Genomic DNA, 23,010 nt, shown 5'->3' with positions numbered 1-23,010 from the left:
TATTTCTATTAGTCAGCTTTACGCATGCTCTTCATTACAAGGCTGACGATGAATACCAATGCAATTGCACCAATCAATGCCGGGACAATCGCAAAGTCAGCAACTACAGGTCCCCAGTTTCCTAAGATTGCTTGTCCAATCCAAGCACCAACGAAACCAGCGATGATGTTACCGATGATGCCGCCAGGAATATCTCTACCCAAGATCAATCCTGCTACCCAACCAATAATACCACCAATAATTAATGCCCAAAGAAAACTCATCATAATGTAATTCCTCCTTAAAATAGATGTATTTTACAAGTAGTAATAGTGCTAAGGGGTTTTACACCCTTCAAAGAGTTCAAACTGCAGCGAAATAAATTTAGCCTTTGCTGATTTGTTTGCTTCCCGGGAGCTAACCAGCTTGCTCTAACCTTATCTTACCTCGAAAACCATGGTGTTAAACCCGGTTGTTCTGCAGTCTAACAAGCAGAGTCTAAGATGTGAAATCATGTTGTTTTCTGCTTGTACACCTACATTACCACCCATAGAATATTTTAAAACCTACCAGGATTCAATTAATCCTCTAACATCTTTCAACATGCAGTTTTTCTCTTTCTCTTAATGTATCCATTTCCGCAAATAAAAAACGGACTGATTGTCATTCAGTCCGTTTTTTATAAAAATATTCATTTCTGACATTACAGCAGTATTTACAACATCAAAAATCGATATGGTCAGGATCAGCCCCAAAACGCTGATTCTTGTTAAGCCCATTGATCTCTTCCATTTCTTTTTGATCCAGCTTGAAATCAAACAGATCAACGTTTTCCTTTAACCTTGACGGTGTGACAGATTTAGGAATCGGGATGATTTGATTTTGCAGATGCCATTTCAAAATAACCTGAGCCGGAGTCTTGCCGTGCTGTTCCGCAATCTTCCCTAAAACAGGTTCATCAAGAAACCTGCCTCTGGACAATGGGGACCAAGCCTCAACTTTGATGCCATGGTCCAGGCAGAAATTTCGCAATTCGGCCTGGGACAGAAGCGGGTGCAGCTCGACTTGATTGATGACCGGATTTACTTTGCAATGGTCCAGAAGATCCTCCAGATGGTGTATGTTAAAATTGCTGACACCAATTGCCTTCACCCTGCCTTCCTGGTACAGCTGCTCGAGAGCACGCCAAGTATCCAAGTATTTCCCTTTTACAGGCCAATGAACAAGATATAGGTCCAGAACATCCAATCCTAACCTATCCATGCTTTCTTCGAAGGCTTTCAGCGTATTTTCATATCCTTGTTCAGAATTCCAGACCTTCGTAGTGATAAATAAGTCTTCCCTCGGAATACTGCTGTTGCGGATCGCTCGTCCAACACCTTCTTCATTCTGATAAAAAGAAGCTGTATCTATGAGACGATATCCGAGGTCAAGCGCTGTCTGAATTGTTTCCTCAATTTGTTGCCCATCCTCAACCTTATAGACACCGAGGCCCAACGCCGGGATTTGCACACCGTTATGTAATTCCACCTTATCAAAAATACTCACCATCATTCGCCTCCTCTTTAATCCATTTTATCCCTCAGCCAGTATGAAGACAAATCAAAACGGCTGCCATCCTGACAGCCGCTAAATCTATATAAACGGCTCATTGGCCGAAGTTTTCTTTTTGATTAGTCTTTAAGTTCCCGGCAAAAAATTGTCCTAAACAACCGGACAATCCATTTTTTCAAAATGGGCTTATCCCTTAAAAATTCGGTTGGAGATCTTGAATAACGGGAATGAAATGCTATGGATACCATTGTATTGATAAACATTCACAAAATTATTTTCATCAAACATCTTCTTATTTCGACAATTATAAGCTAAAATTAACTTCGCTTTTAAAAAATGAAAATGGTTAAATGTGGAGGTTATATTATGGTTTTCCGCAAGAAAGATAAGTTTGCAATTTTGCTGACGGACATTTCCGTAAATCTTAAAGAGAGCAGTGAGTATTTTGCTGATTACAAGCTGAACAATGCAAGCGATCTGAAAATCTTCACGGAAAAAATGAAGGATATGGAGACGAAGGGCGACAATATGATCCATGAAGTGATCATGGAACTTAATAACGCTTTTATTACCCCTATAGAAAGAGAAGACATTCTTGCCCTTTCAATGACAATGGATGATGTACTTGATGGTATGGAACATTGCGCGAATCTTTTTGACATGTATTCGATCACTAAAGCAGACAACTTCATGATGGAGTTCGTTGCAGCAATCAAAAGTGCTTCTTTCGAAATTGAACAAGCTGTCCAGTTATTGACTACTAAAAAACTGAAGCAAGTACGTGATCATGCAATCCGCATCAAAGACCTGGAGTCAAAGTGTGATGGTGTGCTGCGCCAATCCATCAAACACCTATTCTCGGTTGAAAAAGACCCGATCAGGATCATTCAGTACAAGGAGATTTATGAAGGTCTTGAAGAAATCGCAGACAGCTGCCAAGATGTTGCAAACACACTTGAGAGCATCGTCATGAAAAACGCGTAAGGAGCCTGAGAAATGGATGTAGTTTTTATCGTAACAGTATTGATTGTTATTGGGGCTCTTGCATTTGACTTCATTAATGGTTTTCATGATACAGCAAATGCGATCGCAACTTCCGTATCAACAAAAGCTCTTAAACCTCGCCACGCCATACTATTGGCTGCCATCATGAATTTTGTTGGAGCCATGACTTTTACTGGTGTAGCAAAAACCATTACGAAAGATATTGTGGATCCTTTCACCCTTGAAAATGGTTCCATCGTGATTTTAGCGGCCCTGATTGCGGCAATCTTTTGGAACTTGTTGACTTGGTATTATGGAATACCAAGCAGCTCTTCACATGCGATTATCGGTTCTATTGCCGGTGCAGCTCTAGCAGCAGCAGGATTTGAAGCTTTGAATTACAGTGGTTTCTTGAAGATTCTTCAAGCGTTGATCATTTCTCCACTTCTTGCATTTGGTCTTGGGTTTATTGTGTATAGTATTTTTAAAGTTTTATTCAGGAATAACAACCTCACAAGAACGAACCGGAATTTCCGTTATTTCCAGGTTGCTACGGCCGCATTGCAGTCTTTTACACACGGAACGAATGATGCCCAAAAAGCCATGGGGATCATAACCATGGCATTGATTGCGAATAATTATCTCACCACAAGTGATATTCCATTCTGGGTCCAGCTCTCGTGTGCGCTTGCTATGGGTCTTGGGACTTCAGTTGGCGGTTGGAAAATCATTAAAACAGTAGGCGGAAACATCATGAAAATCCGTCCAGTGAACGGAGTGGCAGCAGATCTGACAGGTGCCCTGATCATATTCGGAGCAACTTACATTCACTTGCCTGTAAGCACAACACATGTCATTTCCTCTTCCATTCTTGGAGTAGGCTCTGCGCACCGTGTTAAAGGCGTGAAATGGACAACTGCTCAGCGCATGATCATTACATGGGTGATTACACTGCCAATTTCAGCAACGGTTGCGGCTATCTCCTATTTTATATTGAATGCTATTTTTTAAATCAGGTATTTATTCATTTGTTTGTTGAATACATTTGGTAGCCTTATAAAAAGCCCAAGGAATTTTCCTTGGGCTTCCCTTTTCTATTTAATATTGTCAATTGCACCGATCAGCCTTTTTTCAATATCTGCCGCGATGGCTTGCAGTTCATCATTCCCAACAAATTTAATCAGTTCAGTTGGCTTTGGCAGGCCCACCTTTGTTGTACCATTCTCTTTGTACACGACAATTTTACAAGGAAGAAAATAGCTTACGATCGGATTCTTCTCAAGTACCCTTTTCGCTTCATGAGGATTGCATACTTCAAGGATGATATACTCACCGTCAAGCTCTACTCCCTTACCCGCTAATGTTTCCTTCATATTCAAAGACCAAAGGACACCGAATTTCTCCTCTTTCAAACTTGCTTCAAGTGCAGATACTGCTTCATTCAATGACTTATCCACTTCAATCGTATGATGGAACATATTCATCTCTCCTTCCGATTTTTAAAATACCTCTCTTTAAAAGTAAATAAACCACTATAGGTATTATAAACATTGTGCCATAGAGAAAAACCGCCGTACACTATTTTGCATTCGGCGGTTGAGATCATATCGTCTTTATCCAGGAAATATACTTACGATCTCTCTTGCAGCTCCGAGATTTCGACAGTTGTCCTTTCTTCCAGCGGTCCGCGCAAATGGACAGTGGCAGTGCGTCCATCCTCATTTAAATGATCAATCCACACAGATGCACCGTTATATATGACATCGATTTCTGCCGACGAAGACAGTATTTGCTTGATACGATTCAAATCCATTCTTGGTTCCCTCCGCAATCAGTTTTTTCTCCACTATTTTAGCTAGAAGCTTTTCTTTTTATTCGCCCCCGAAAATTAAATAGGCTATCTGCCACGAAGATGCTCATTTACGATAGAATAAAAGTAATACCATAAGTTATGGAGGTTACTATGCCTGATTGGTCCTATCACCCATTATTTAAACCTTGGCTGCCTCTTTTACCTGGAAACGGAGGCCGGGAATTCATCCACCGGGGGATGTCCTTCCTTTCACAAATCCCTGGGGGCAGGTCATTCATCGAATTTCTTGGGCATATGTCTCCCTCGGAAAAATTATCGAGGAACCTTTTTGGGCTTCAATTTGACAGTCCGGTTGGATTAAGCGGGAAGATTGATCCAAAGTTATCAGGAATCAATGTTTTCGGGAGTCTTGGTTTTGGTGCTATTGAAGTTGGTCCGGTCTCCAGTTATCCAAGAACGCCAGAAACAGCAGCATCTCTTTCAAAAACTAAAGATGCCCTGATCCTGCCAGAACATGCCGAGAGCATTGGACATTTCGCCACAAAAAACAAATTAACCAATACACGGTCAGTGCCGATCTTGATTCGGCTCGAGGAACCCTTGAAGATTGCTGAACATATAAAAGATGCCGGCGATGCTTTCATAATTGAACCTAATCAAATTCATAGCATCGAAGATCTTTCAACTATTAAATCGCTTCTTGATAACAAAGCTGTTCTTATATCGATCAGCCATTCGATGGTAGTTGACAATTTCTCGAGTCTGCACGCAGCAAGCCAGCTTGCAGATGGCTTCATGATTGAAGAAGACTCTATAGCAACTGCCGGCAAACAGGTCTTGCCCCTCCAGCAAACGGCTGGGATGGTTGATGCAGTTTTGCGGATGAAAAAAGAATTCGATATCCCTGTCATAACCTCAGGTGGAGTTGCCCAGCCTGCTGATGCACTCACCCTGTTTGAAGCCGGTGCGGAGCTAGTTTTCTTATCCGGAGGTTATGTCGCCACAGGTCCCGGACTGCCTAAAAGAATCAATGAGGCTCTCATGGACGAACTGGAAGAGGAACGTACAGAGCTTCCTGGCTGGATCTGGTATTGGCTGTTTGGATTATTCATCCTGCTTGGAGGAGCTGTTGTGTTATTTTTCAGTTTCACGAAGGTTATCCTCTTCTATGATGAAGCATTCATGCAAATGACCCGGCTTGAGTTGATGGCCTACAATCCAAATCTTTATCAATTCATGTCACATGACAGGATGACACTCGCAGGAACGATGATTTCCGGGGGCTATATCTACATGCAGCTGGCCCGCCACGGAATACGATACCGACTCCACTGGGCAAGAAAAGCATTTAATTTAGGGGCAATTACTGGCTTTCTTGGCATCTTGCTTTTTCTTGGGTTTGGATATTTTGACTGGCTTCACGGTTTATTTTGGCTTATTCTGCTTCCTTTTTACATCGTCGGGTATAGAAAGACACGGCGAGCCAATGAAGCACCTTCCTCAAAAAATCGCGTAAACAGTCCTTCCTGGAAAAAAGCAGTATATGGACAGCTTCTGTTCGTCATCCTTGGCTTCTCGTTTGTGCTTGGAGGTATTGTGATATCGACAATTGGTGCGACATCTGTTTTTGTTGAAACCGACCTGACATATATTTGCATGACACCAGACCAAATGAATGAATTGAACGAGAAACTGATCCCCGTCATTGCACATGACCGTGCCGGATTCGGCAGCGCCCTCTTCAGCGTGGGGCTGCTGGTACTCACGCTCTCGCTGTGGGGATTCCATGAAGGATCAGCCTGGATATGGAGAACATTCCTATTCGGAGGAATTCCAGCATTTGCAGCAGGGCTTCTCACACATTTCTATATTGGATATCTTGATTTCATCCACCTACTTCCAGCCTATTTCGCACTCACGCTGTACATTGGAGGCCTGGTGTTGACGAAGGATTACTTTAAACAGATATGACATTTAAGACTGCAGACGAAACCTTGAAAAGGTGTTTGTTCTGCAGTTTTTTTTGGCGCATTACGATTCAAATTTCTCAAACTGTTAATGACACCATTAAATAACTTTTCAGCTTGTTCAGCACCCTTATGGGGAAGAATATCGTTGCATAAGGATATGGTTCAACTCGAATCGTATCCTTATGAAGAGGAAAACCTTCGCATAAGGGTATGGTTCAACTCGAATCGTATCCTTATGAAGAGGAAAACCCTCACATAAGGATATGGTTCACCCCGAATCGTATCCTTATGAAGAAGTAAATCCTCACATAAGGGTATGGTTCAACTCGAATCGTACCCTTATGAAGAAGAAAACCTCACCTAAGGGTATCTTTCGGATTAATCCATACTTTTAAGGAGAAGATAAACGATGCATAGGCTTTCAATCTCACTGAACTAGAATTAAATGATTTTCTTTAAATCCCCCCTTGTAAAAGTCCTTAAAAACGAATATTATATTTATTGTGTTTAAAAATCGTTCGTATTTTTGGAGGAACTCATGTTTAAATTAAAAGAGAACAACACGAATGTAAAAACAGAAATGATGGCTGGTATAACGACTTTCTTTACGATGGTCTATATCGTGGTTGTCAACCCTATCATCCTCGCCGATGCCGGTGTTCCTTTCGAGCAGGTATTTACAGCGACAATCATTGCTGCGGTGATCGGTACGCTGTGGATGGCTTTATTTGCTAATTATCCTATCGCGATTGCTCCGGGTATGGGGCTTAACGCTTACTTTGCTTACTCTGTTGTTGGCAATCATCAAAACATTTCATATGAGACTGCATTCGCTGCAGTTTTTATCGCAGGTTTGATATTTGTCATCTTGTCTCTTACTCCTTTTCGCGAAAAATTGATTGAGGCGATTCCGGCCAACTTGAAGCATGGAATCACAGCCGGAATCGGCCTGTTCATTGCTTTTATCGGTTTGCGTCTGACAGGAATCATCACAAGCCATCCTTCGAACTTGGTTGGACTTGGTGACTTACATTCTCCATCTGCTATGCTTGCTCTAGCTGGTCTTGCAATTACGCTTATCTTAATGGTTTTAAAGGTTAATGGCGCTTTGTTCCTTGGAATGGTCGTTACGGCGATCATCGCCTTTTTTACTGGCCAACTCGAATTCAATCAAGGGTTCATGTCGATGCCATCTCTTCCAGAAGGGATGATTGTCCTAAATCCTTGGACAGCCTTGATGGATGTTATTCAGAACAGCTTATACGCTGTAGTGTTTTCTTTTATCCTTGTGACCATTTTTGATACTACCGGCACAATGATCGGAGTTGCGCACCAGGCTGGATTGATGAAAGGGAATACGATGCCCCGTGCCAGGGAAGCTCTGCTTTCTGACTCAATCGCCACTGCTGCTGGTGCCATGTTCGGTACAAGCCCTACGACAGCTTACATTGAATCATCATCAGGTGTTGCAGCAGGAGGACGCACCGGGCTAACCTCACTGACGGTAGCTGGGCTGTTCATTGTCGCTGCTTTCTTCGGGCCGCTTGTAAGTGCGGTATCTGGATTGTCAGCTATTACTGCACCTGCATTGATCATTGTCGGAAGCCTGATGATGGGAAGCATCTCTCAAATCAGCTGGGATGAACTAGATGAAGCCTTCCCTGCTTTCCTGATCATCCTGAGCATGCCGCTTACTTCAAGCATTGCAACAGGGATCGCTCTTGGCTTCATTTCTTATCCTTTACTAAAGGTTGTAAAAGGACAATGGCGTGAAGTCCACCCGCTTCTCTATGTATTCGCTGTGCTGTTCTTCTACCAGCTGGCATTCCTGCCTCACTAAAATATTTAAGCCAAACAGAACCTGCCAAATGGAAGGTTCTGTTTTTTTTCTCCCTGATGGTTCATCCCTGAATATTACGCTTATATTCGAGTTCTAACGCTTGTCTTTCCACATAAAAATAATGGGAGAAGGGACAAGGCAGGTGATCTCGGATGATGGGTAAAATTCTTGCTGTACTTGTGGGAAGCATATTGCTTGGAGTAGGAGTGAATGGATTTCTGGTCCCTCACCATCTCCTGGACGGCGGCATGATTGGAATAGGGTTGATCATTCATTACTTTTACGGATTTCCTACAGGTCTTACGATGATCTTCCTGAGTATCCCCCTTTACGTATTGGCATGGATATTGGAACGGAAATACTTTTTTCACAGCCTGAATGGTTTATTGGTCTCAAGCTTTTTCATAGATTTATTCGCACCTGTTGAAAAAGGAATCCACCTGGGCATTCTCCCAAGCTCAATCCTGGGAGGGATCTTAGTCGGCTGTGGAATCGGCTTGATGCTGCGCTATGAAACGAGTACTGGCGGGATGGATTTATTAGCCCAGCTGATTCATAAATTTTTTCCAGTGAACGTTGGAATCTTGATTTTCCTCATAGACGGAATTGTGGTTTTATCGGGATTGAAGATCATTGGAATGGAAAAATTCTTCTATTCTCTGCTTACAATCACCTGTGTGGGATTGATGACATCATTGTGTGTGATAAAAAAGGATATTGTTCATTGATTTTTTGGGAATGCAAAAGCCAGCCAAAGTTTCCTTGGCTGGCTTTTGCATTCTCTTTATCAAAATAAATTTCGGCACCGAGGTTTCTTTCGTCTGCCTTGCAGTGCTTGTGCTTTTCTAATTAAGCTTCTGCTTCGATTTTTTGATTCATATCTGTATAGACGGATGAATCAATTTCTTTTGTGATTCTGCTTGTCAGGATACCAGATGTCATCGAGCCGCTTACATTCACTGCGGTACGTCCCATATCAATCAATGGTTCGATTGAAATCAGCAAACCAGCAAGTGCTACCGGCAGATTCAATGCTGATAGAACCAGAAGAGCTGCGAATGTGGCGCCGCCACCGACTCCAGCAACTCCGAAGGAACTGATCGCTACGATTGCGATGACGGTTGCGATAAATGACGGTGTCAATGGATCTATACCAACCGACGGTGCAATCATGACTGCCAGCATGGCAGGATAAATACCCGCACAGCCGTTTTGTCCGATCGATAGTCCAAAGGAGCCTGCAAAGTTCGCAATCCCTTCAGGTACTCCCAAAGAACGTTGTGTTTTGATATTCAACGGCAATGCCCCCGCACTTGTTCTTGAAGTGAAAGCAAACGCAAGCACTGGGAATGCTTTCTTCACATAAGTGACTGGATTCAGTCCGGCAATGGTCAGTAATATCAAGTGGATGATGAACATGATTCCAAGCGCAACGTAAGAGGCGACTACGAACTTACCTAATTTCAAGATCGCATCGAAATCACTTAAAGCCACTGTCTTCGTCATGATTGCCAGAACACCGTATGGAGTCAGCCTCAAGATCAACGTAACAACCCTCATGATGATGGCATAGAAAGCATCCACAATCTTGGCGAAAAGCTCTGCCTGATCAGGTGATTTCCTTCTGACTCCCAGGAAAGCGATACCCAGGAACGCTGCAAAAATTACCACTGAAATGGTTGAAGTTGGCCTTGCCCCAGTGAAATCAAGGAATGGATTGGCTGGCAGGAGGTCCAGAATTTGCTGAGGCATTGTACGCCCTTCGATTCCTCCATACGTTTCCTCAAGCTTCGCTGCACGTGCCTGTTCTGCCTCACCCTGAGTGATTTGTACTGCTTCAAGGTCGAAACCAACAGCCGTGGCAATCCCTACAGCAGCCGCTACAGCGGTCGTGCCAACCAGCAGGCCAAGAATCAATGTAGAAATTTTCCCGATATTATTTGTCAACTTTAACTTCGTGAAAGCTGCCAAAATGGATATAAATACGAGCGGCATTACGATCATTTGCAAGAACTTTACATAACCGCTTCCGACAATCGAGAACCAATCCGTACTCTTGGCAAGGATTTCGGAACCCGCTCCATAAATGAATTGCAGTGCGAAACCGAAGATAATCCCGATTCCGAGTGCAATGAATACTCTTTTAGAAAATGATACATGTTTCTTTTGTAAGTAAAATAAAACAGCTATAATGCCCAGCATGATTGCAATATTTAGAATCACTAGTCCAGTGGTCACTGATTTTCCCCTCCTATGTTATCTTTCTGAAATAATATAATACATGTATTCTGATAAGTCAACTCGGAATTAAAATGTTAACCTCCTTCTCATAGAGTTATATATTATAATTTATGTTGCTATGATTGGTTCCATGTCATTATAATTTTTCAACCCAATATAAAAAGATGTCCCAAAATTAAATGGACACCCTCATTTGTCTATCCTCTATTTCAAATTTCCAACCAGTTTTTCAATTTCGCTCCTGTTATTTGCAAAACCGATCAAGACCTTTTTATCCTTCATGAAAAAGAGCTTCGTGCTGATGAAAATGAATGCAGGTACAATAACAGTACCCGTCACTTCTTTAAGCTTTTTCTCCTGTTCAGGTTCTCCCTGGACATTGATTTCTTCATATTCTACCTGATTCCGCGAAAGAAACTCCTTCGCTTCCTGGCAATCTGTTCACATTGGCCTTGTGAATAGGGTTAACGAGTTATTTGCCACATTGGATTCCTCCCCGCTGTATTTTTGTACAAATAGTATATCGCCTGCCGTCATCATCCATCCACTATTACGCCTACATTCTGTTAACCTGCATTCTGCAAAAGAAAAGACGGCATCTCTGCCGCCTTTTGATTTCTCTTGCTTTACGTTCACGCTAAATCAGTCTGGCAGTCTGAAACAGGCAGAGAGATGGTGAAGGTACTTCCTTTTCCAAACTGTGATTTAACCCTTATTTCTCCACCGTGGTCTTGGATGATTTCCTTAACAATAGCAAGCCCAAGGCCTGTCCCTCCAATGGCCCTGCGATCGGAATTATCCACACGATAAAACTTTTCGAAAAGTCTATCGATAGCTTCAGGAGGGATTCCAAGGCCTTCATCCTGGATTTCTATGTTCACCTGGCCGTCTTTTTCAAAAACAACCACTCCGACCTTGCCGCCTTCCGGTGAATACTTAATTGCATTATGAATCAGGTTTGTCAGTGCCTGCTCTAATTTCCCTGCATCCCCGATGACAATATCAAGGCCACCTAGGAACTCTAAGGCTAATTCATGCTTCTCCGACTGGACTTTTTGAAGCTCGATTACCTTCTTGATGATTGGCAGCACGGCCAGCTGTTTTTTCTCATATTCCTGTTTTCCTGATTCCATCCGCTGGATATCGAGAAAATCATTGATTAAATCAGTCAATCTTCCTGCTTCATCGTGAATAGTCGATAAATATTTCTTCTGGCGGTCGAGTTTTAACTCTCTGTTGAGCATCAATTCGGTAAAGCCAAGAATGCTTGCCAGCGGTGTTCGGAGTTCATGACTGACCGTACTGACAAATTCGGATTTGATCCTGTCTACTTCGAACTCTTTTGTTATATTGCGATGTACGAAAATTGTGCCTAACTTCGTACTTCCATCGAAAAGTCCTTCACAATATACCTTGAAAACCTTACCTTCTTTGTTTCTATAGATGAATTGCACCTCGTTAGATGGATATTTTTCCTGACTGGCAACTTCTGATTTCAAAAAGTGGATGAAATCATCGGCTTCTTCAATCGTATCCGCCAATAGGACAATCCATTCGGTCCACGAACAACCGGTCAAACCTTGAAGCTTCTCCTGGCATCCGAATAGCTCACAGAACTTTTTATTGACCTGGAGAATTTCGCCCTCCGTATTGACTAACTGAATACCCTCCTGGATAGTATCCAGAATTTCCTGATTCAAGCGCCTGGCTTCTTCAGATGCTTGATATATATTGATCTTTTCCATCGCAATACCGACATTCTTCGCCATCGCCTCATACTCTTCCATATCCCGGCTATCAAAAGGTGCATCATAGCGGCTGAAGGCCATAACGGCAATCAGTTTTTTCCCAGATAAAAAGATTGGGATATACAGGTCAAAAGAAAGGAGATTACCAGTATGGAAACCCTTCTCCTCCTCCATCGCTTGCCTTTTCGTGGCAAAAGGCTTGCGCTCCATCTTCAATCGGTCAATCACTCCGCTGAACAGAAGATTGTCCCTGAACTGTTTGACTCCTCCAGTTGATATTCCATATGAAGCATATGTTGAGTCTTCGATAAATGCTATGATTCCTTTTTCGGCACCGATGATGGGGCACATATTCAAGACCGCACTTTCCAGAACCTCTTGCTTATCAAGCGAATTAGCCAATTTGTTGATCAGTTCATTCCTGTTGCTAAGCTTCTGCTCATTGTTTTTTACAAACTCAAGAGCCTCCTGAAGCTCTAGCTGCTGCGCATGGAGCTCATCCTGTTGGGCCACTAGCTCTTCGTTTTGGGCAAGCAGATTTTGTTCGTTTTCCTGGATTCCCTCAAGCATTCGATTAAAGGCGATCGACAGCACCCCAAGTTCATCATTACGGTCTTTTTCGACTTCGATGACCGCCTCCCTGCCATAGGCAATCTCATTGGCAGCTAATGCAAATCCTGCAAGCGGCCTGGCAATCTCACTGAACATCAACCTTGTGATCCGCAGCAGGACAATCAGGAATACGAGGACAAAAGCAACAAAAACGATCTGTACATAGGTCTGGATTTTCTTAAGTTCATTAAAATTCGCATCAATTTGGTCATTGACTGCCTTATTATATTCATTGATTTCTGTCTTAATGGCCTCAATTTTCTTTGTTGCTCCACCATTCGCAGTCGCTTTGACAGCCTCAATATTCCCTTTTTCATATTCTTCCAGAGTGACAGGCAGAACGTCAATAAAATAATATTCTCTGAAATCGTCTACCTTATTTAGGAATGCCTGATCTTGATAATCTTCTTCCATTTCCGCAAGCTGCTTCATGGAATTCAAAATCTGCGGCTCTTGCTTAAGCGCATTTTTCTTCAAACCTTCTGTACCATATGCAAAGTAACCGCGGATATCCATGAAGGCCTGTATAAAAGCTGCCTCCATCTCCTGAACCAGCCGTTCTTTTTTCTCAAGCTGGCTGTTCTTTGATGTATATTCTTCATTCAGCTCGTTAAAAGAATACAGCAGGATACCTGCCAGCAACAAGAATGCGCCAATGAATACCCCCATCAGGAAAAGGTAACGCCGGACTATGCTATTTTTATTGAATTGTATTTTTTTCATGAAGGATGTCTCTCACTTTTCCCAGTAATTCAAGCGGGCTGAATGGCTTGGCCATAAAATAATCCGCCCCTGCCGCAATCACTTGTTCTTGTTCTGAAAGCTGGCTTTTCGCTGATAGCATCATAATCGGAACATCACGATTGATACCCCCCTGCTTGATTTTCAAGATGACCTCAAGACCTGAATATAGCGGCATCATATAATCAAGCACAATCAAATCATATTTACCATCCTGCAATAGGTCCAATGCTTCCTGGCCGTCACAAGCTTCGTCCACTTGATAATCTTCATCTTCAAGTGTATCAGTAATCAGCATTCTTAAAATTTCCTCGTCCTCAGCCAGCAAAATTCTCTTCATCAATTGTTCTCCTCGTTCCCTGCTTTTTCAAAAACTTCTTTCATAATGTAATAGGATTTTTTCAGCCGTTCATAATATTGCGGTTCTTCCCAACCCTTCCATTCGTAGAAGAACATGCTGTTTATTATGGATTGGTTTTCAGGCAGGACCGTAACATCCTCTCTTGTTGAGACCCAAGCCGCAGCCACATCGATTCCATCGATGTATTTACTTCCCTTCAGGCCTGTTTTGTAAAGATCGGCGATTATCTCTTTCGTACTTGGATCCTTAACATTCAAAAGCTGCCATGGAATCCGGATTTCCACCGTCTTTTTGTCATTGCTTATACTTATATCGGTCAGAGAATCAAAATTTTCATCAGCCGGATTGCCAGTTCCGAATTTAAGTTTCCCTGTTTCATATGATTGGAATGGTACTTTCCTGCCATCTTCAGGAAGAATCATCTCCTTGTTGAGCGCAAGTCGAATCGGATGGAACATGCCATTGTTTTTTTTATCAGCATACTTAACCTCAGGTATCATTTTCAGCGTTTTTCCGTACTGATAGTAGAACAGGTCATAATAACTGTCGACAAGAATCCTTGATTCGTCTGGCCCTTTAAGTTCTATGATAAAATCAATGCCAAATTCAGAATCTATTTCCTGTCCATCATCCAATTGGACATGGTGCTGCCCCTGGTCTGGAATGGTATCCAGGAAGAGGTAGCCGGCTTGCTCTGACCAGTCAACAGCTTTTTCCAGGTCAAGCCTGAAATAAAGAGATGATTCATCCGAGGTTGTAAACACCCGCTTGATTGATCCGGTGTTCGAATCACCAAGAGGCTCAACCCCTTTCTTTTCCCAGTCACCTTTTCTTCCATCCACAATCATAGGCAGGCTTTTTTTGCCCGGCTCGAAGCTTACTAGTCCAAAATTTTGTTCATTCGTTTGGCGATTAGCCCAAAAAGGCCGTCGGTTCGGGTTATCATAATCCATCGTGTTCCATGTACGTTTGAACCATTCGTCCTGCCATGCGAACACAAGGCCCCCGGCTGCACCCTCGTCAACCATCGAATCGAACATAAAACTGTTCATTTCACCCTGCTGCTGTTCATTCAAGAAGCCCTGATTCATTCCAGAATCATTTTTATGAGTTTGTCCTCTTGACGAAGGGACACCAAATTCTGCAATCAGGACTGGCATGTCATGGGCTTGGATGAGATCCCTTAAATAACCGGCATAATGGTTCTTTCTACCTTTCTGATCCTTATAATTCTGATAAGCTTCATCAAAGTTCAAAAAGTCCGGATAGTAAGGGTAAACATGATACGAGGCAAACATTCCAGCTTTGAACGCTTTGTTTGTTTGTATATGATTTGGATTCACAGACACCATGTCTTCCGTTTCAAGCGGTTCACTTGGGTGCTCCAGTAAATCAGTCGTCACCCAATTCGTGAAGCTGATACTATGCTGCCACTGGTAGTGCTCTGTTTCGTAGTCAGCAGTAAATTCCATCATTGATGCAAGCCAGTTTTCGAAGGGCTCTGCATTTTCCGTCCTGAAATACGTTCCAGCGAATGGCTCCATCTCATTATTGATAGTGTTCGTGCTCAGGACAGCTCCAGGATCCCACTCTATTCCGATGATGAATCCCAGAACATATGGGGAAATATCATATTCATATTTTCCGGATGAATGGCCGGGACTTGGCGCTATATCTGCATTTCCATGAACAATATCCACCATTTGCTTTAACTCGCGCTTGAAATCCTTCACTACTTCATCTGAAAAAGCATTCTGGCTTTCAACAATGATTTCTTCATTCACCCAGGCGCCATGGAACAAATATAAAGGTTCTTTTGCTAGCTGATTATATTCATAGAAAGCTTGATAGAATTCAGGAGGATGTAAAGTGTAAATCCGGATTGCATTGGCATTCATGCTGCCAATCTGCTTGAACCAGCGGAAGTATTCCTCCTTTGTGATGGCCGCTTCACCTGGGAAGGCTCCGGGCTTCCCCATACCGATATTGACGCCTTTTATCAGGATGTCCTCCCATTTTCCATCTTTTTGAATTTGGATGGAATCGGCGGAGTTGCTGCTGTTATACTGGATATCCCCAGCAACGGCAACTTCAGGGGCTTCCGTCTCTTTGGAAGCTCCATGTAAGCCATTCGAAAGGATTTCTTTCATCATCGGTACATACGCTGACCAGTAAAAAGACCGTTTTCCTTCAACGGCTTTTTTCCAGGAAGTTAAACCTTTCGTTTGATAGATATCCGGAACCTCTGCCTCATCTGCATAATCACCCGCAAAATAATAGGTTGAAAATTGGCGGTTTTGGTGATGGATGACAGCAGGAAACTTGTCGGGAATTCCATACTCCGCTAATTCAGCCTGAGCCTCATCCTTGATTGGCAAATGATAGCTTGCCAGTACCTCATTCTCATCCAATGACTCAACAATATCGAACCAGTAGATATAGCTTGTATCAAGGTCAGAGGTGAATTGGTCCTTGCCCTTTTCGGTTAGCTTGAAATCCAACCCGTTACCTGTAAGCTTTGTATGGTCAAGGACTGCTATAAAATCACCTTCATTGACAAATACAAATCCCGATCCGGTAAAATTCCATTCCTTGTTCTGGGACTCATACTGGGAGATGATCCATTGAGGGACTTCATTTCCCTCAAGCTTGGTGAAATAGCGGCCCGTCCAACCACTCCAGCGGACATTAAGCAAATTGGTCATTTCCTTCCTTACCGATTCTTCAGTCGGACTGCCGAAGGTGTTGAATTCTGAGATCAGCGTTTTATTCCCCTTTAGCAGCTCTCTTTCTAACACTTTGACATCTTCAAGCTGCAATCCGCCATACAGCTGCTCAGACCTTTTGCCGGCTTCATTTTCACCGCGAAACTCTTCTTCGTACACTCCATACAGGTCCGCTAGATAGATAACCTTATATTGGTCCAGATTTTCAGGGATTGTTTCTCCGGAAAAAGCATCTTGACCCACATGCTTGAACCCGATATAGTCTGAGGCAGCCGAATAGTGTGTGCCATCAGACTTTATATACTTTTCATTATTTAAAACCCATGTTAGTCCTTTGTGTTCACGATAATCCTTATCCGGTACAGTTTTGTCTACAATCAAAATATCCAGTGTTTCTTCCGGTTTCAATTGCCAGAGCCAAAAAGGGCTTGAAAGGGCAGATACTGTAAAAAAAACGAAGACCAGGACAAAGACATGTGAGTGCTTCTCGAATAGTGATTTCATTGTGATACACCTTTTCTCTTCATTTCGCCCCAGCCGCTTTCGCCCCTGATCATTTGCCAGATCCCCTGACAGCGCCAGAACACAGTGAGCGGACGATACCAGATGGTTTCTGTCAATGAATACAGGAATAACTTAAGCAAATCGGATATTCTGGGATATTTTCTAAGGCTCCATTCTTCCAGCAAAATCGCAAATGCTGAAAAGATCGATCCATATAAGCAAGACAACAGGAAGATTAATATCGCAAACTCAAGGTAAATTCCCCCGGCAAACAAGGAAATGACGATATAGATATAGCCGGAGAGCTCGACGATAGGCCCAAGGAATTCAACAATCCAGAAATAGGGGAAGGAAACGAACCCAATCAGTCCATATTTAGGATTGAATGTCAGCTTTCTGTGAATCCACAAGCTTTCAAAAAGCCCTCTATGCCATCTTCGCCGTTGCCGCTTCAAATATTTCGTGCTTTCCGGAACCTCCGTCCAACATACTGGGTCCGGCACATACACAATACGTTTCTTTTGCCGTGTTTCTTTCAGCAGCCGATGGATTCTGACAACAAGCTCCATATCTTCCCCGACCGTATCGGACCGGTATCCTCCAGCCTGCACCACCCAGTGCTTGGAGAAGACACCAAAGGCACCCGAGATGATCAGCAGCAAATTATGTCTGCTCAGGCCAATCCTTCCCATCAAAAACGCACGCAAGTATTCTATTACCTGCATGATGACCAGTGGATTCTTGGCTAATCCTATTTTAAGAACTTCTCCATTCCTTATTTCACAGCCATTGGCAATCCGGATGCTTCCCCCAGAGGCAATGACTTCTTCGTTTGACTCAATGATCGGCTTCATCACCTTTAAAAATGCATCTCTTTCGAGGACTGAATCACCATCCAGGGAACAAACATATGGATAATGTGAAAAATTCAATCCGGCGTTAAGTGCATCTGCTTTTCCTCCATTATCTTTATCAACCAGGTAAAGATTAGGAAGTATTTGAGACTGATAGACTTTCTTTATAGGTTTAGAGCTGACCTGCCTGCGAATCACTTTCTTGATTTCCTTCATATCATACTGTTTAATCAGCACATCCACTGTCATGTCGGATGAACCATCGTTCACTACAATGATCTCATATACCGGGTAGTTGATACTGAGCAGTGAGCGGATACTGTGGACAATCCCCGCTTCCTCGTTAAAGGCAGGCACAATGATGGAAACTGGCTTTGTATAGATATCCTCAGCATAATCGCCAAAAGATTTCTCCCGATCCAGCCTATATTCTTTTCTTAACTGGATGACGGATATTAACATGACAACAGAATAGAAGGTGATGACGATTAGCATATAAATTAAAATGAACCAAGAAAAATAAACACCGATGTCCTGCAGATTCATGACTGATAGACTCCTTTATTCATCCATTCCCATGCCATGTCTTTCGCAAAGGAATCGCTGCTTGATTCAATGACTTCCTGGAGGATCTTTTTCCCTTCCGGAAAACGGGTGATGGATTGCCCTGCCTGGGAACGTACCCACCATGATGAATCCTGAAGAAGCAACACCAGCTCTTCGATGGCTTCAACACATTTCATTTCCCCAGCCAATCTTGCAGATAGCATCCGTTCTTCCCAATTCGGTGAACTCAATAACGGGAGGAAATGATTTGCATTGCTCGTATGGCCAATTGATGCAAGAGCTTTTAAGGCCCGTACCCGTTCCTCGCCATTGCTGTTGGAAAAAATAGATTCAACAAAGTTCAGGTAGCCCAAATTCTTTTTCAATCCAACTAGATCAATTATGGCGAATTTCAATTGAAGCTGACAGGAATGATATCCAAGCATGAACTGTTCCAACCCTTTTTCATCAAGCCTGGATAGGATGTTTCTGTACTCCAGATAAGAAAGGTCTTTATATTCTTCGGTTACTAAACGGTAGATTCCCTTATGCTGAATTTGAGCCAGAAAAGACAATCCCTTTATTTTTTCCTCTTTCGTCACCCTGCTTCGCTTCAGCATGTCTTGAATGTCTTCCTTTAAACTTTCCATCTCAAAGGCTTCGATATGAAAAAGGGCATTCATCCTGGTGCTCCATCTATAACTGGACAACGCCCTTCGATAATCCCCGCTCAGCCTGCTTTCTGCCAACAGATTGAGATTCTTCTTTTCTTCCGTTCCTTCGAGGATGTCCGAATAATGGCTTAGCAATTCTTCCGTTGCCAGCTTTTTCGCTTTCGTATCCGCTTGTAATGATCTCAGGAAATCTCCAGTCAGGATGGAATGAAGGAGCTTATCATTCATCAGGATCTTATGTTCCTCGACTTTTTTTCGAAGCCGAATCTCCATTGTTTTTCTGGCAATCAGGTAGATTAGCAATAACATAAGGATGCCCATCAGCCACTCAAATACCGTCAGTAAAAACTTGATATCATCGTTTATCATCTAAAACATCCTCTTGATCAGCCTTTGAATTCTTGCTTGCAGTTCCGTTATGCTGAATGGCTTTGTCACATAATCATCTGCACCAAGCTTCAATGCTCGAGCGATATCATATTCAGACTTCCTTCCAGTAAGCATCAGGACATGGACTCCCCTAGATTGAGGGCTATTTTTAACCTTGTCCAGAACTTCGATTCCATCCATGACAGGCATGACACCATCGAGAATGAGAAAATGCTTGCCCTTCTCGGTAAGCCGCCCTGATTCAAAGAATTTCTCTCCATTTTCGAAGGATTTGATGTTCAACTCTACTTTTTCCGTATCGATTGTTTGGAGGACCCGGACCAGCAGCGTACGGATAATCGCATCATCATCGATAACTGATACATGCAGAATATTACTTGCAGACTGATCGGATACATTGGCACCCTGGACTCTTGAGCGTCCTTTTTCCTTTGCTGCATATAGTGCTTGGTCGGCCATTTTCAGGATATCCTGGCTGCCCTCGGCTGGATTATCTGCCATATAAACCCCTGCTGAAAAGCTGACATTAAATGCCCTGCCCTGTTCGTCGAACTCAATCGCCTTAAATTGCTCCAATATCCGATTGATGACCTCGATCGCTTCCTGACTTTTGGTCCTTGGGAGCAGGATGACAAATTCCTCTCCACCATATCGGAAGACAATATCGCTGCCTCTAAGGCTTTTTTTCAAAAAGTCAGCAAAATCTTCCAGCACTTTATCACCGGTTAGGTGGCCATATGTGTCATTTATCTTTTTAAAATAATCGAGGTCCAAAAGAGCGATTGAAAATACACTGTCTGTCCGTTCCAGGTCTTTTAAGTAACGCTCAAGGATATCGAATAGAAATCTTCTATTATAAACCTTCGTCAGTTCATCAATCAGGACTGATTGGTCAAAGATTTGTTTTCTCTGCAATTGTCTTTTGATCCGAACACTGAATTCTTCCATATCAACGGGCTTGCCAATAAAGTCATCAGCTCCTATTTCATATGCCCTGATTCGAGTATGGCGGGTATTTTCGGCGCTAAGAATCACTTTAGGAACAAATTGTTTATGATTGTGCTGCTGGATGCTCTCCAAAATCTGAAAACCGTCTATATCAGTAAAGTCGATATCGATGACCAGACAATCTGGTTGGAGATCATAATACAGGGAGACGGCTTTCTCTGGGTTTGAACTCGTCATCACCATCCAGCCGTTCTCCTCCAGAGTCTCCTTCAAGAGGATCAGCATCGAAACATCTTCACAAACCATTTGTACTACAGGAAGTTCATTATCCGACGGTTCAGCTTTTTTCAGGTCTGTTTCCTTGAAGTGTTCGTACTGGTAACTCAGGCTGACGAGTTCAAACAGAAATTCCCTCAGCTCGCACTTTTTCCATTGTTCCTTTGCTTTCAATTCAAGCTGATCCATTAGTTTTGAGGCTAGATGAAAAAGCCCTCCTAACTGGATTGTACCTGCCGTACCTTTCAATGAGTGCAAAAAGCTATAAACATCTTCGTTTCTGATTACTTCTGAATTGTTTAAATCAAACCATTCGGAAATCTGTGTTTTTATCTTTTCGAACAGGAGATTCTGGTATTTTTCGATCGCCAATTTCTACACCTCAATATTAAGTCGCAAACATTTGTTTATACTAACTGTAATCTAGCACATAGATGATTATAAATCATCCTTTGATTTGCTAGTAAAACTTTCTTAATTCGAATTCTTTTTTTAAAGCAAACTATATTGCTTCTTCAACCATAAGTAAACAAAGTCACCCAGTTTTTTTTAAGTATAAAAAGCAATCTTAATTAGGAGTTTTCCTGAAAACGCTTAAAGTGTTAGTCAAAAAAGAGCAAAAAATAGAAACGGAAGGCAAATTTTATGTTAAAGTAAAAGTAATATATTTGAATAATTTGTCTCTTTTCATGAAATTACTCTTTGATGGAGCAGGGTGCTCCTTGTCGACTGGAGATTAAGACTATGGACCAATTAACAGTTCTCGTATTGAATCTGATCTTCATCCTGTTTTCTACATTTGTCTTCCAATACATCATCATTAAGAAAATTCCAAGTTTATATAAGAAGTACTCCAAACTCTTCGTTATCACCCTGGGCGGATTTCAAATCCTTTTTTGTATGTCATTCACGGTGGTTGGCAGTCCTGATTTTATTTTCGACCTGCGATTGATCCCAGTTGTCCTCGGGGGGTTGTACGGGGGCCCGGTTGTCAGCACTATGCTTTTCATCATCGTTGTAGTAGCAAGAATCCCCTTCGGCGGCAACGGGATTTGGATCAACTTTTTCAACATGCTTACAATCAGCGTATTAACCGCATACCTTTCAAACAAGTTCAGATCTTTCCCGTTGACAAGAAAATTGCTTACTGTTGTGACGGTCGCACTATTCTATACAATCCTCATCTTCCTGATGAAGGCGACGGTATTTGAAGAACTGTCAAATTTTGCATTTATGCTCTTATATGCTCTTACCCTTACCGGCGGAATTTACATTGTGACTTATTATATTGAGATCATGTTGCAAAACCGCCTTTTACATAATGCTGTAATCAAGTCCGATAAGATTGAAGTCGTTTCCCAGTTGGCTGCGAGCGTCAGTCATGAAGTCCGTAATCCACTAACCGTTACACGAGGTTTTTTGCAAATGCTGAAGGATCCAACCATTGATGAGAAAAAAAGACTGTATTACTTGAATACAGCAATTGATGAACTCGACCGTGCAGAAACAATCATCAAGGATTATCTGAATTTCGCAAAGCCACAATCGAAAATGGCATCATCCATCTTTGTAAAAGAAGAAATTGAGAAAGCGCTTGAACTGATTATTCCTTACGCCAACCATTTTTCGGTAAATGTAAAAAAGGATTTAATGGCGGGAATGAAGATTTCTGGTGAAGCTGCCAAGTTCCATCAATGTATACTTAATATCATAAAGAACGGTATTGAAGCCATGCCAAACGGCGGCGACCTTGTAATCAGCTGCCGTGAGATGGCAAATAGCCATGTATCGATAACCATCGAGGATACTGGATGCGGAATGTCTCCACAGCAATTAGCCAAAATCGGCGAACCTTACTTTTCAACGAAAGCCGAAAAAGGCACAGGCCTCGGGATGATGGTCGTCAATAACATCATTCAAGAAATGGGCGGTACGATGGACGTAAAAAGCAAACTGAACGAAGGCACCAAATTTAAGATCACATTGCCGCTTTATAGTACAGAAAAACGGGAGACGTAAAATTCTCCCGTTTTTCTATTCCTCTATTAAATTCAAGACTGGAACGTCTCTTTCTACTTCCGGTTCTGATTTTGAATAAATCCTTGCCATTTTACTCTTCTCGTCAACATGCTGGATAATGATCGGCTTCCCATCATACGTTACATTGATCATTTCTGCTGACTCAACGATTTCTTTTGCCCGGCCTACATTCATTCCTGAGTTCCTCCTTCTTGGTAACAAACATAATT

At 42.4% G+C, this 23,010-nt stretch carries 18 protein-coding genes and 1 pseudogene; 6 read left to right on the top strand and 13 right to left on the bottom strand.

All coding sequences use genetic code 11. The features are described 5' to 3' along the window. Window positions 1-8 precede the first annotated feature (8 nt). Both LGO15_RS06020 and LGO15_RS06015 read right to left on the bottom strand, forming a co-directional pair. Window positions 9-266: a GlsB/YeaQ/YmgE family stress response membrane protein gene (locus tag LGO15_RS06020; RefSeq protein ID WP_167832027.1), complete on the bottom strand. Its 258-nt coding sequence runs from the start codon at window positions 264-266 to the stop codon at window positions 9-11. 436 nt (window positions 267-702) lie between these two features. Then, on the bottom strand, window positions 703-1,530 hold the full coding sequence (locus LGO15_RS06015) for an aldo/keto reductase (protein ID WP_318999840.1): 828 nt from the start codon (window positions 1,528-1,530) through the stop codon (window positions 703-705). Window positions 1,531-1,899: 369 nt separating this feature from the next. Between LGO15_RS06015 and LGO15_RS06010 the strand changes: the two genes are divergently transcribed. Both LGO15_RS06010 and LGO15_RS06005 read left to right on the top strand, forming a co-directional pair. Then, a complete protein-coding gene (locus LGO15_RS06010) occupies window positions 1,900-2,517 on the top strand; it encodes a DUF47 domain-containing protein (RefSeq protein WP_167832026.1) in 618 nt (205 codons plus the stop codon). A gap of 12 nt (window positions 2,518-2,529) precedes the next feature. Then, entirely contained in the window at window positions 2,530-3,528 is a 999-nt protein-coding gene (locus LGO15_RS06005) for an inorganic phosphate transporter (protein ID WP_226087084.1), read from the top strand. An 83-nt stretch (window positions 3,529-3,611) separates the two neighbouring features. Here LGO15_RS06005 and LGO15_RS06000 read toward each other — a convergent pair whose 3' ends face one another. Together LGO15_RS06000 and LGO15_RS05995 are read right to left on the bottom strand one after the other, a co-directional pair. Continuing rightward, entirely contained in the window at window positions 3,612-3,995 is a 384-nt protein-coding gene (locus tag LGO15_RS06000) for a DUF302 domain-containing protein (protein WP_167832024.1), read from the bottom strand. A gap of 152 nt (window positions 3,996-4,147) precedes the next feature. After that, window positions 4,148-4,330, bottom strand: a complete 183-nt coding sequence (locus tag LGO15_RS05995; protein WP_167832023.1) for an H-type small acid-soluble spore protein — start codon at window positions 4,328-4,330, stop codon at window positions 4,148-4,150. A 150-nt stretch (window positions 4,331-4,480) separates the two neighbouring features. Between LGO15_RS05995 and LGO15_RS05990 the strand changes: the two genes are divergently transcribed. The 3 genes from LGO15_RS05990 (at window position 4,481) to LGO15_RS05980 (ending at window position 8,868) form a co-directional block, all read left to right on the top strand. Further along, window positions 4,481-6,301 carry a dihydroorotate dehydrogenase gene (locus LGO15_RS05990; protein WP_226087083.1) on the top strand — a complete coding sequence of 607 codons (1,821 nt, stop codon included), beginning with the start codon at window positions 4,481-4,483 and terminating at the stop codon, window positions 6,299-6,301. Window positions 6,302-6,838: 537 nt separating this feature from the next. Further along, window positions 6,839-8,140, top strand: a complete 1,302-nt coding sequence (locus LGO15_RS05985; protein WP_167832021.1) for an NCS2 family permease — start codon at window positions 6,839-6,841, stop codon at window positions 8,138-8,140. Between the two features lie 152 nt (window positions 8,141-8,292). Then, window positions 8,293-8,868, top strand: coding sequence for a YitT family protein (locus LGO15_RS05980; protein ID WP_167832020.1), 576 nt, complete (start codon window positions 8,293-8,295; stop codon window positions 8,866-8,868). A gap of 121 nt (window positions 8,869-8,989) precedes the next feature. Here the strand turns inward: LGO15_RS05980 and LGO15_RS05975 are convergent, their stop codons facing one another. The 8 genes and pseudogenes from LGO15_RS05975 to LGO15_RS05940 all read right to left on the bottom strand — a co-directional run bounded on the left by LGO15_RS05975 (window position 8,990) and on the right by LGO15_RS05940 (window position 21,133). Beyond that, on the bottom strand, window positions 8,990-10,342 hold the full coding sequence (locus LGO15_RS05975) for an L-cystine transporter (RefSeq protein ID WP_413231394.1): 1,353 nt from the start codon (window positions 10,340-10,342) through the stop codon (window positions 8,990-8,992). Between the two features lie 243 nt (window positions 10,343-10,585). Then, window positions 10,586-10,807: pseudogene (locus LGO15_RS24330) on the bottom strand (glutaredoxin family protein); the annotation flags it as partial. A 206-nt stretch (window positions 10,808-11,013) separates the two neighbouring features. Beyond that, window positions 11,014-13,464, bottom strand: a complete 2,451-nt coding sequence (locus LGO15_RS05965; RefSeq protein ID WP_226087081.1) for an ATP-binding protein — start codon at window positions 13,462-13,464, stop codon at window positions 11,014-11,016. Beyond that, window positions 13,442-13,822: a response regulator transcription factor gene (locus tag LGO15_RS05960; RefSeq protein WP_167832017.1), complete on the bottom strand. Its 381-nt coding sequence runs from the start codon at window positions 13,820-13,822 to the stop codon at window positions 13,442-13,444. Before LGO15_RS05960 ends, LGO15_RS05965 begins: the two co-directional genes overlap by 23 nt. After that, complete coding sequence (locus LGO15_RS05955; protein ID WP_226087080.1) at window positions 13,822-17,073, bottom strand: hypothetical protein; 3,252 nt, start codon at window positions 17,071-17,073, stop codon at window positions 13,822-13,824. Before LGO15_RS05955 ends, LGO15_RS05960 begins: the two co-directional genes overlap by 1 nt. Further along, entirely contained in the window at window positions 17,070-18,473 is a 1,404-nt protein-coding gene (locus LGO15_RS05950; protein WP_226087079.1) for a glycosyltransferase family 2 protein, read from the bottom strand. The genes LGO15_RS05955 and LGO15_RS05950 overlap by 4 nt, the downstream gene beginning before the upstream one ends. After that, a complete protein-coding gene (locus LGO15_RS05945; protein WP_167832015.1) occupies window positions 18,470-19,516 on the bottom strand; it encodes a HEAT repeat domain-containing protein in 1,047 nt (348 codons plus the stop codon). Before LGO15_RS05945 ends, LGO15_RS05950 begins: the two co-directional genes overlap by 4 nt. Further along, window positions 19,517-21,133 (bottom strand): diguanylate cyclase, encoded by a 1,617-nt coding sequence (locus tag LGO15_RS05940; RefSeq protein WP_226087078.1) that lies wholly within the window; start codon window positions 21,131-21,133, stop codon window positions 19,517-19,519. Between the two features lie 372 nt (window positions 21,134-21,505). Between LGO15_RS05940 and LGO15_RS05935 the strand changes: the two genes are divergently transcribed. Further along, window positions 21,506-22,780, top strand: a complete 1,275-nt coding sequence (locus LGO15_RS05935) for a sensor histidine kinase (protein WP_226087077.1) — start codon at window positions 21,506-21,508, stop codon at window positions 22,778-22,780. A gap of 15 nt (window positions 22,781-22,795) precedes the next feature. Here LGO15_RS05935 and LGO15_RS05930 read toward each other — a convergent pair whose 3' ends face one another. Beyond that, window positions 22,796-22,975, bottom strand: coding sequence for an H-type small acid-soluble spore protein (locus LGO15_RS05930; RefSeq protein ID WP_226087076.1), 180 nt, complete (start codon window positions 22,973-22,975; stop codon window positions 22,796-22,798). Between the last annotated feature and the right edge of the window lie 35 nt (window positions 22,976-23,010).

Origin of the sequence: Mesobacillus sp. S13 (genome assembly GCF_020422885.1) — a bacterium.
GTDB classification, from domain to species: Bacteria; Bacillota; Bacilli; order Bacillales; family Cytobacillaceae; genus Mesobacillus; species Mesobacillus selenatarsenatis_A.
The sequence above is the reverse complement of the archived record's forward strand: the minus strand, read 5'-3'. Positions and strand labels throughout refer to the sequence as shown.

Bases quoted from the DNA above. Each gene is read 5' to 3' on its own strand.
- LGO15_RS06020 (WP_167832027.1), bottom strand. From the start codon at position 266: ATGATGAGTTTTCTTTGGGCATTAATTATTGGTGGTATTATTGGTTGG.
- LGO15_RS06015 (WP_318999840.1), bottom strand. From the start codon at position 1,530: ATGGTGAGTATTTTTGATAAGGTGGAATTACATAACGGTGTGCAAATC.
- LGO15_RS06010 (WP_167832026.1), top strand. From the start codon at position 1,900: ATGGTTTTCCGCAAGAAAGATAAGTTTGCAATTTTGCTGACGGACATT.
- LGO15_RS06005 (WP_226087084.1), top strand. From the start codon at position 2,530: ATGGATGTAGTTTTTATCGTAACAGTATTGATTGTTATTGGGGCTCTT.
- LGO15_RS06000 (WP_167832024.1), bottom strand. From the start codon at position 3,995: ATGTTCCATCATACGATTGAAGTGGATAAGTCATTGAATGAAGCAGTA.
- LGO15_RS05995 (WP_167832023.1), bottom strand. From the start codon at position 4,330: ATGGATTTGAATCGTATCAAGCAAATACTGTCTTCGTCGGCAGAAATC.
- LGO15_RS05990 (WP_226087083.1), top strand. From the start codon at position 4,481: ATGCCTGATTGGTCCTATCACCCATTATTTAAACCTTGGCTGCCTCTT.
- LGO15_RS05985 (WP_167832021.1), top strand. From the start codon at position 6,839: ATGTTTAAATTAAAAGAGAACAACACGAATGTAAAAACAGAAATGATG.
- LGO15_RS05980 (WP_167832020.1), top strand. From the start codon at position 8,293: ATGATGGGTAAAATTCTTGCTGTACTTGTGGGAAGCATATTGCTTGGA.
- LGO15_RS05975 (WP_413231394.1), bottom strand. From the start codon at position 10,342: ATGCTGGGCATTATAGCTGTTTTATTTTACTTACAAAAGAAACATGTA.
- LGO15_RS05965 (WP_226087081.1), bottom strand. From the start codon at position 13,464: ATGAAAAAAATACAATTCAATAAAAATAGCATAGTCCGGCGTTACCTT.
- LGO15_RS05960 (WP_167832017.1), bottom strand. From the start codon at position 13,822: ATGAAGAGAATTTTGCTGGCTGAGGACGAGGAAATTTTAAGAATGCTG.
- LGO15_RS05955 (WP_226087080.1), bottom strand. From the start codon at position 17,073: ATGAAATCACTATTCGAGAAGCACTCACATGTCTTTGTCCTGGTCTTC.
- LGO15_RS05950 (WP_226087079.1), bottom strand. From the start codon at position 18,473: ATGAATCTGCAGGACATCGGTGTTTATTTTTCTTGGTTCATTTTAATT.
- LGO15_RS05945 (WP_167832015.1), bottom strand. From the start codon at position 19,516: ATGATAAACGATGATATCAAGTTTTTACTGACGGTATTTGAGTGGCTG.
- LGO15_RS05935 (WP_226087077.1), top strand. From the start codon at position 21,506: ATGGACCAATTAACAGTTCTCGTATTGAATCTGATCTTCATCCTGTTT.
- LGO15_RS05930 (WP_226087076.1), bottom strand. From the start codon at position 22,975: ATGAATGTAGGCCGGGCAAAAGAAATCGTTGAGTCAGCAGAAATGATC.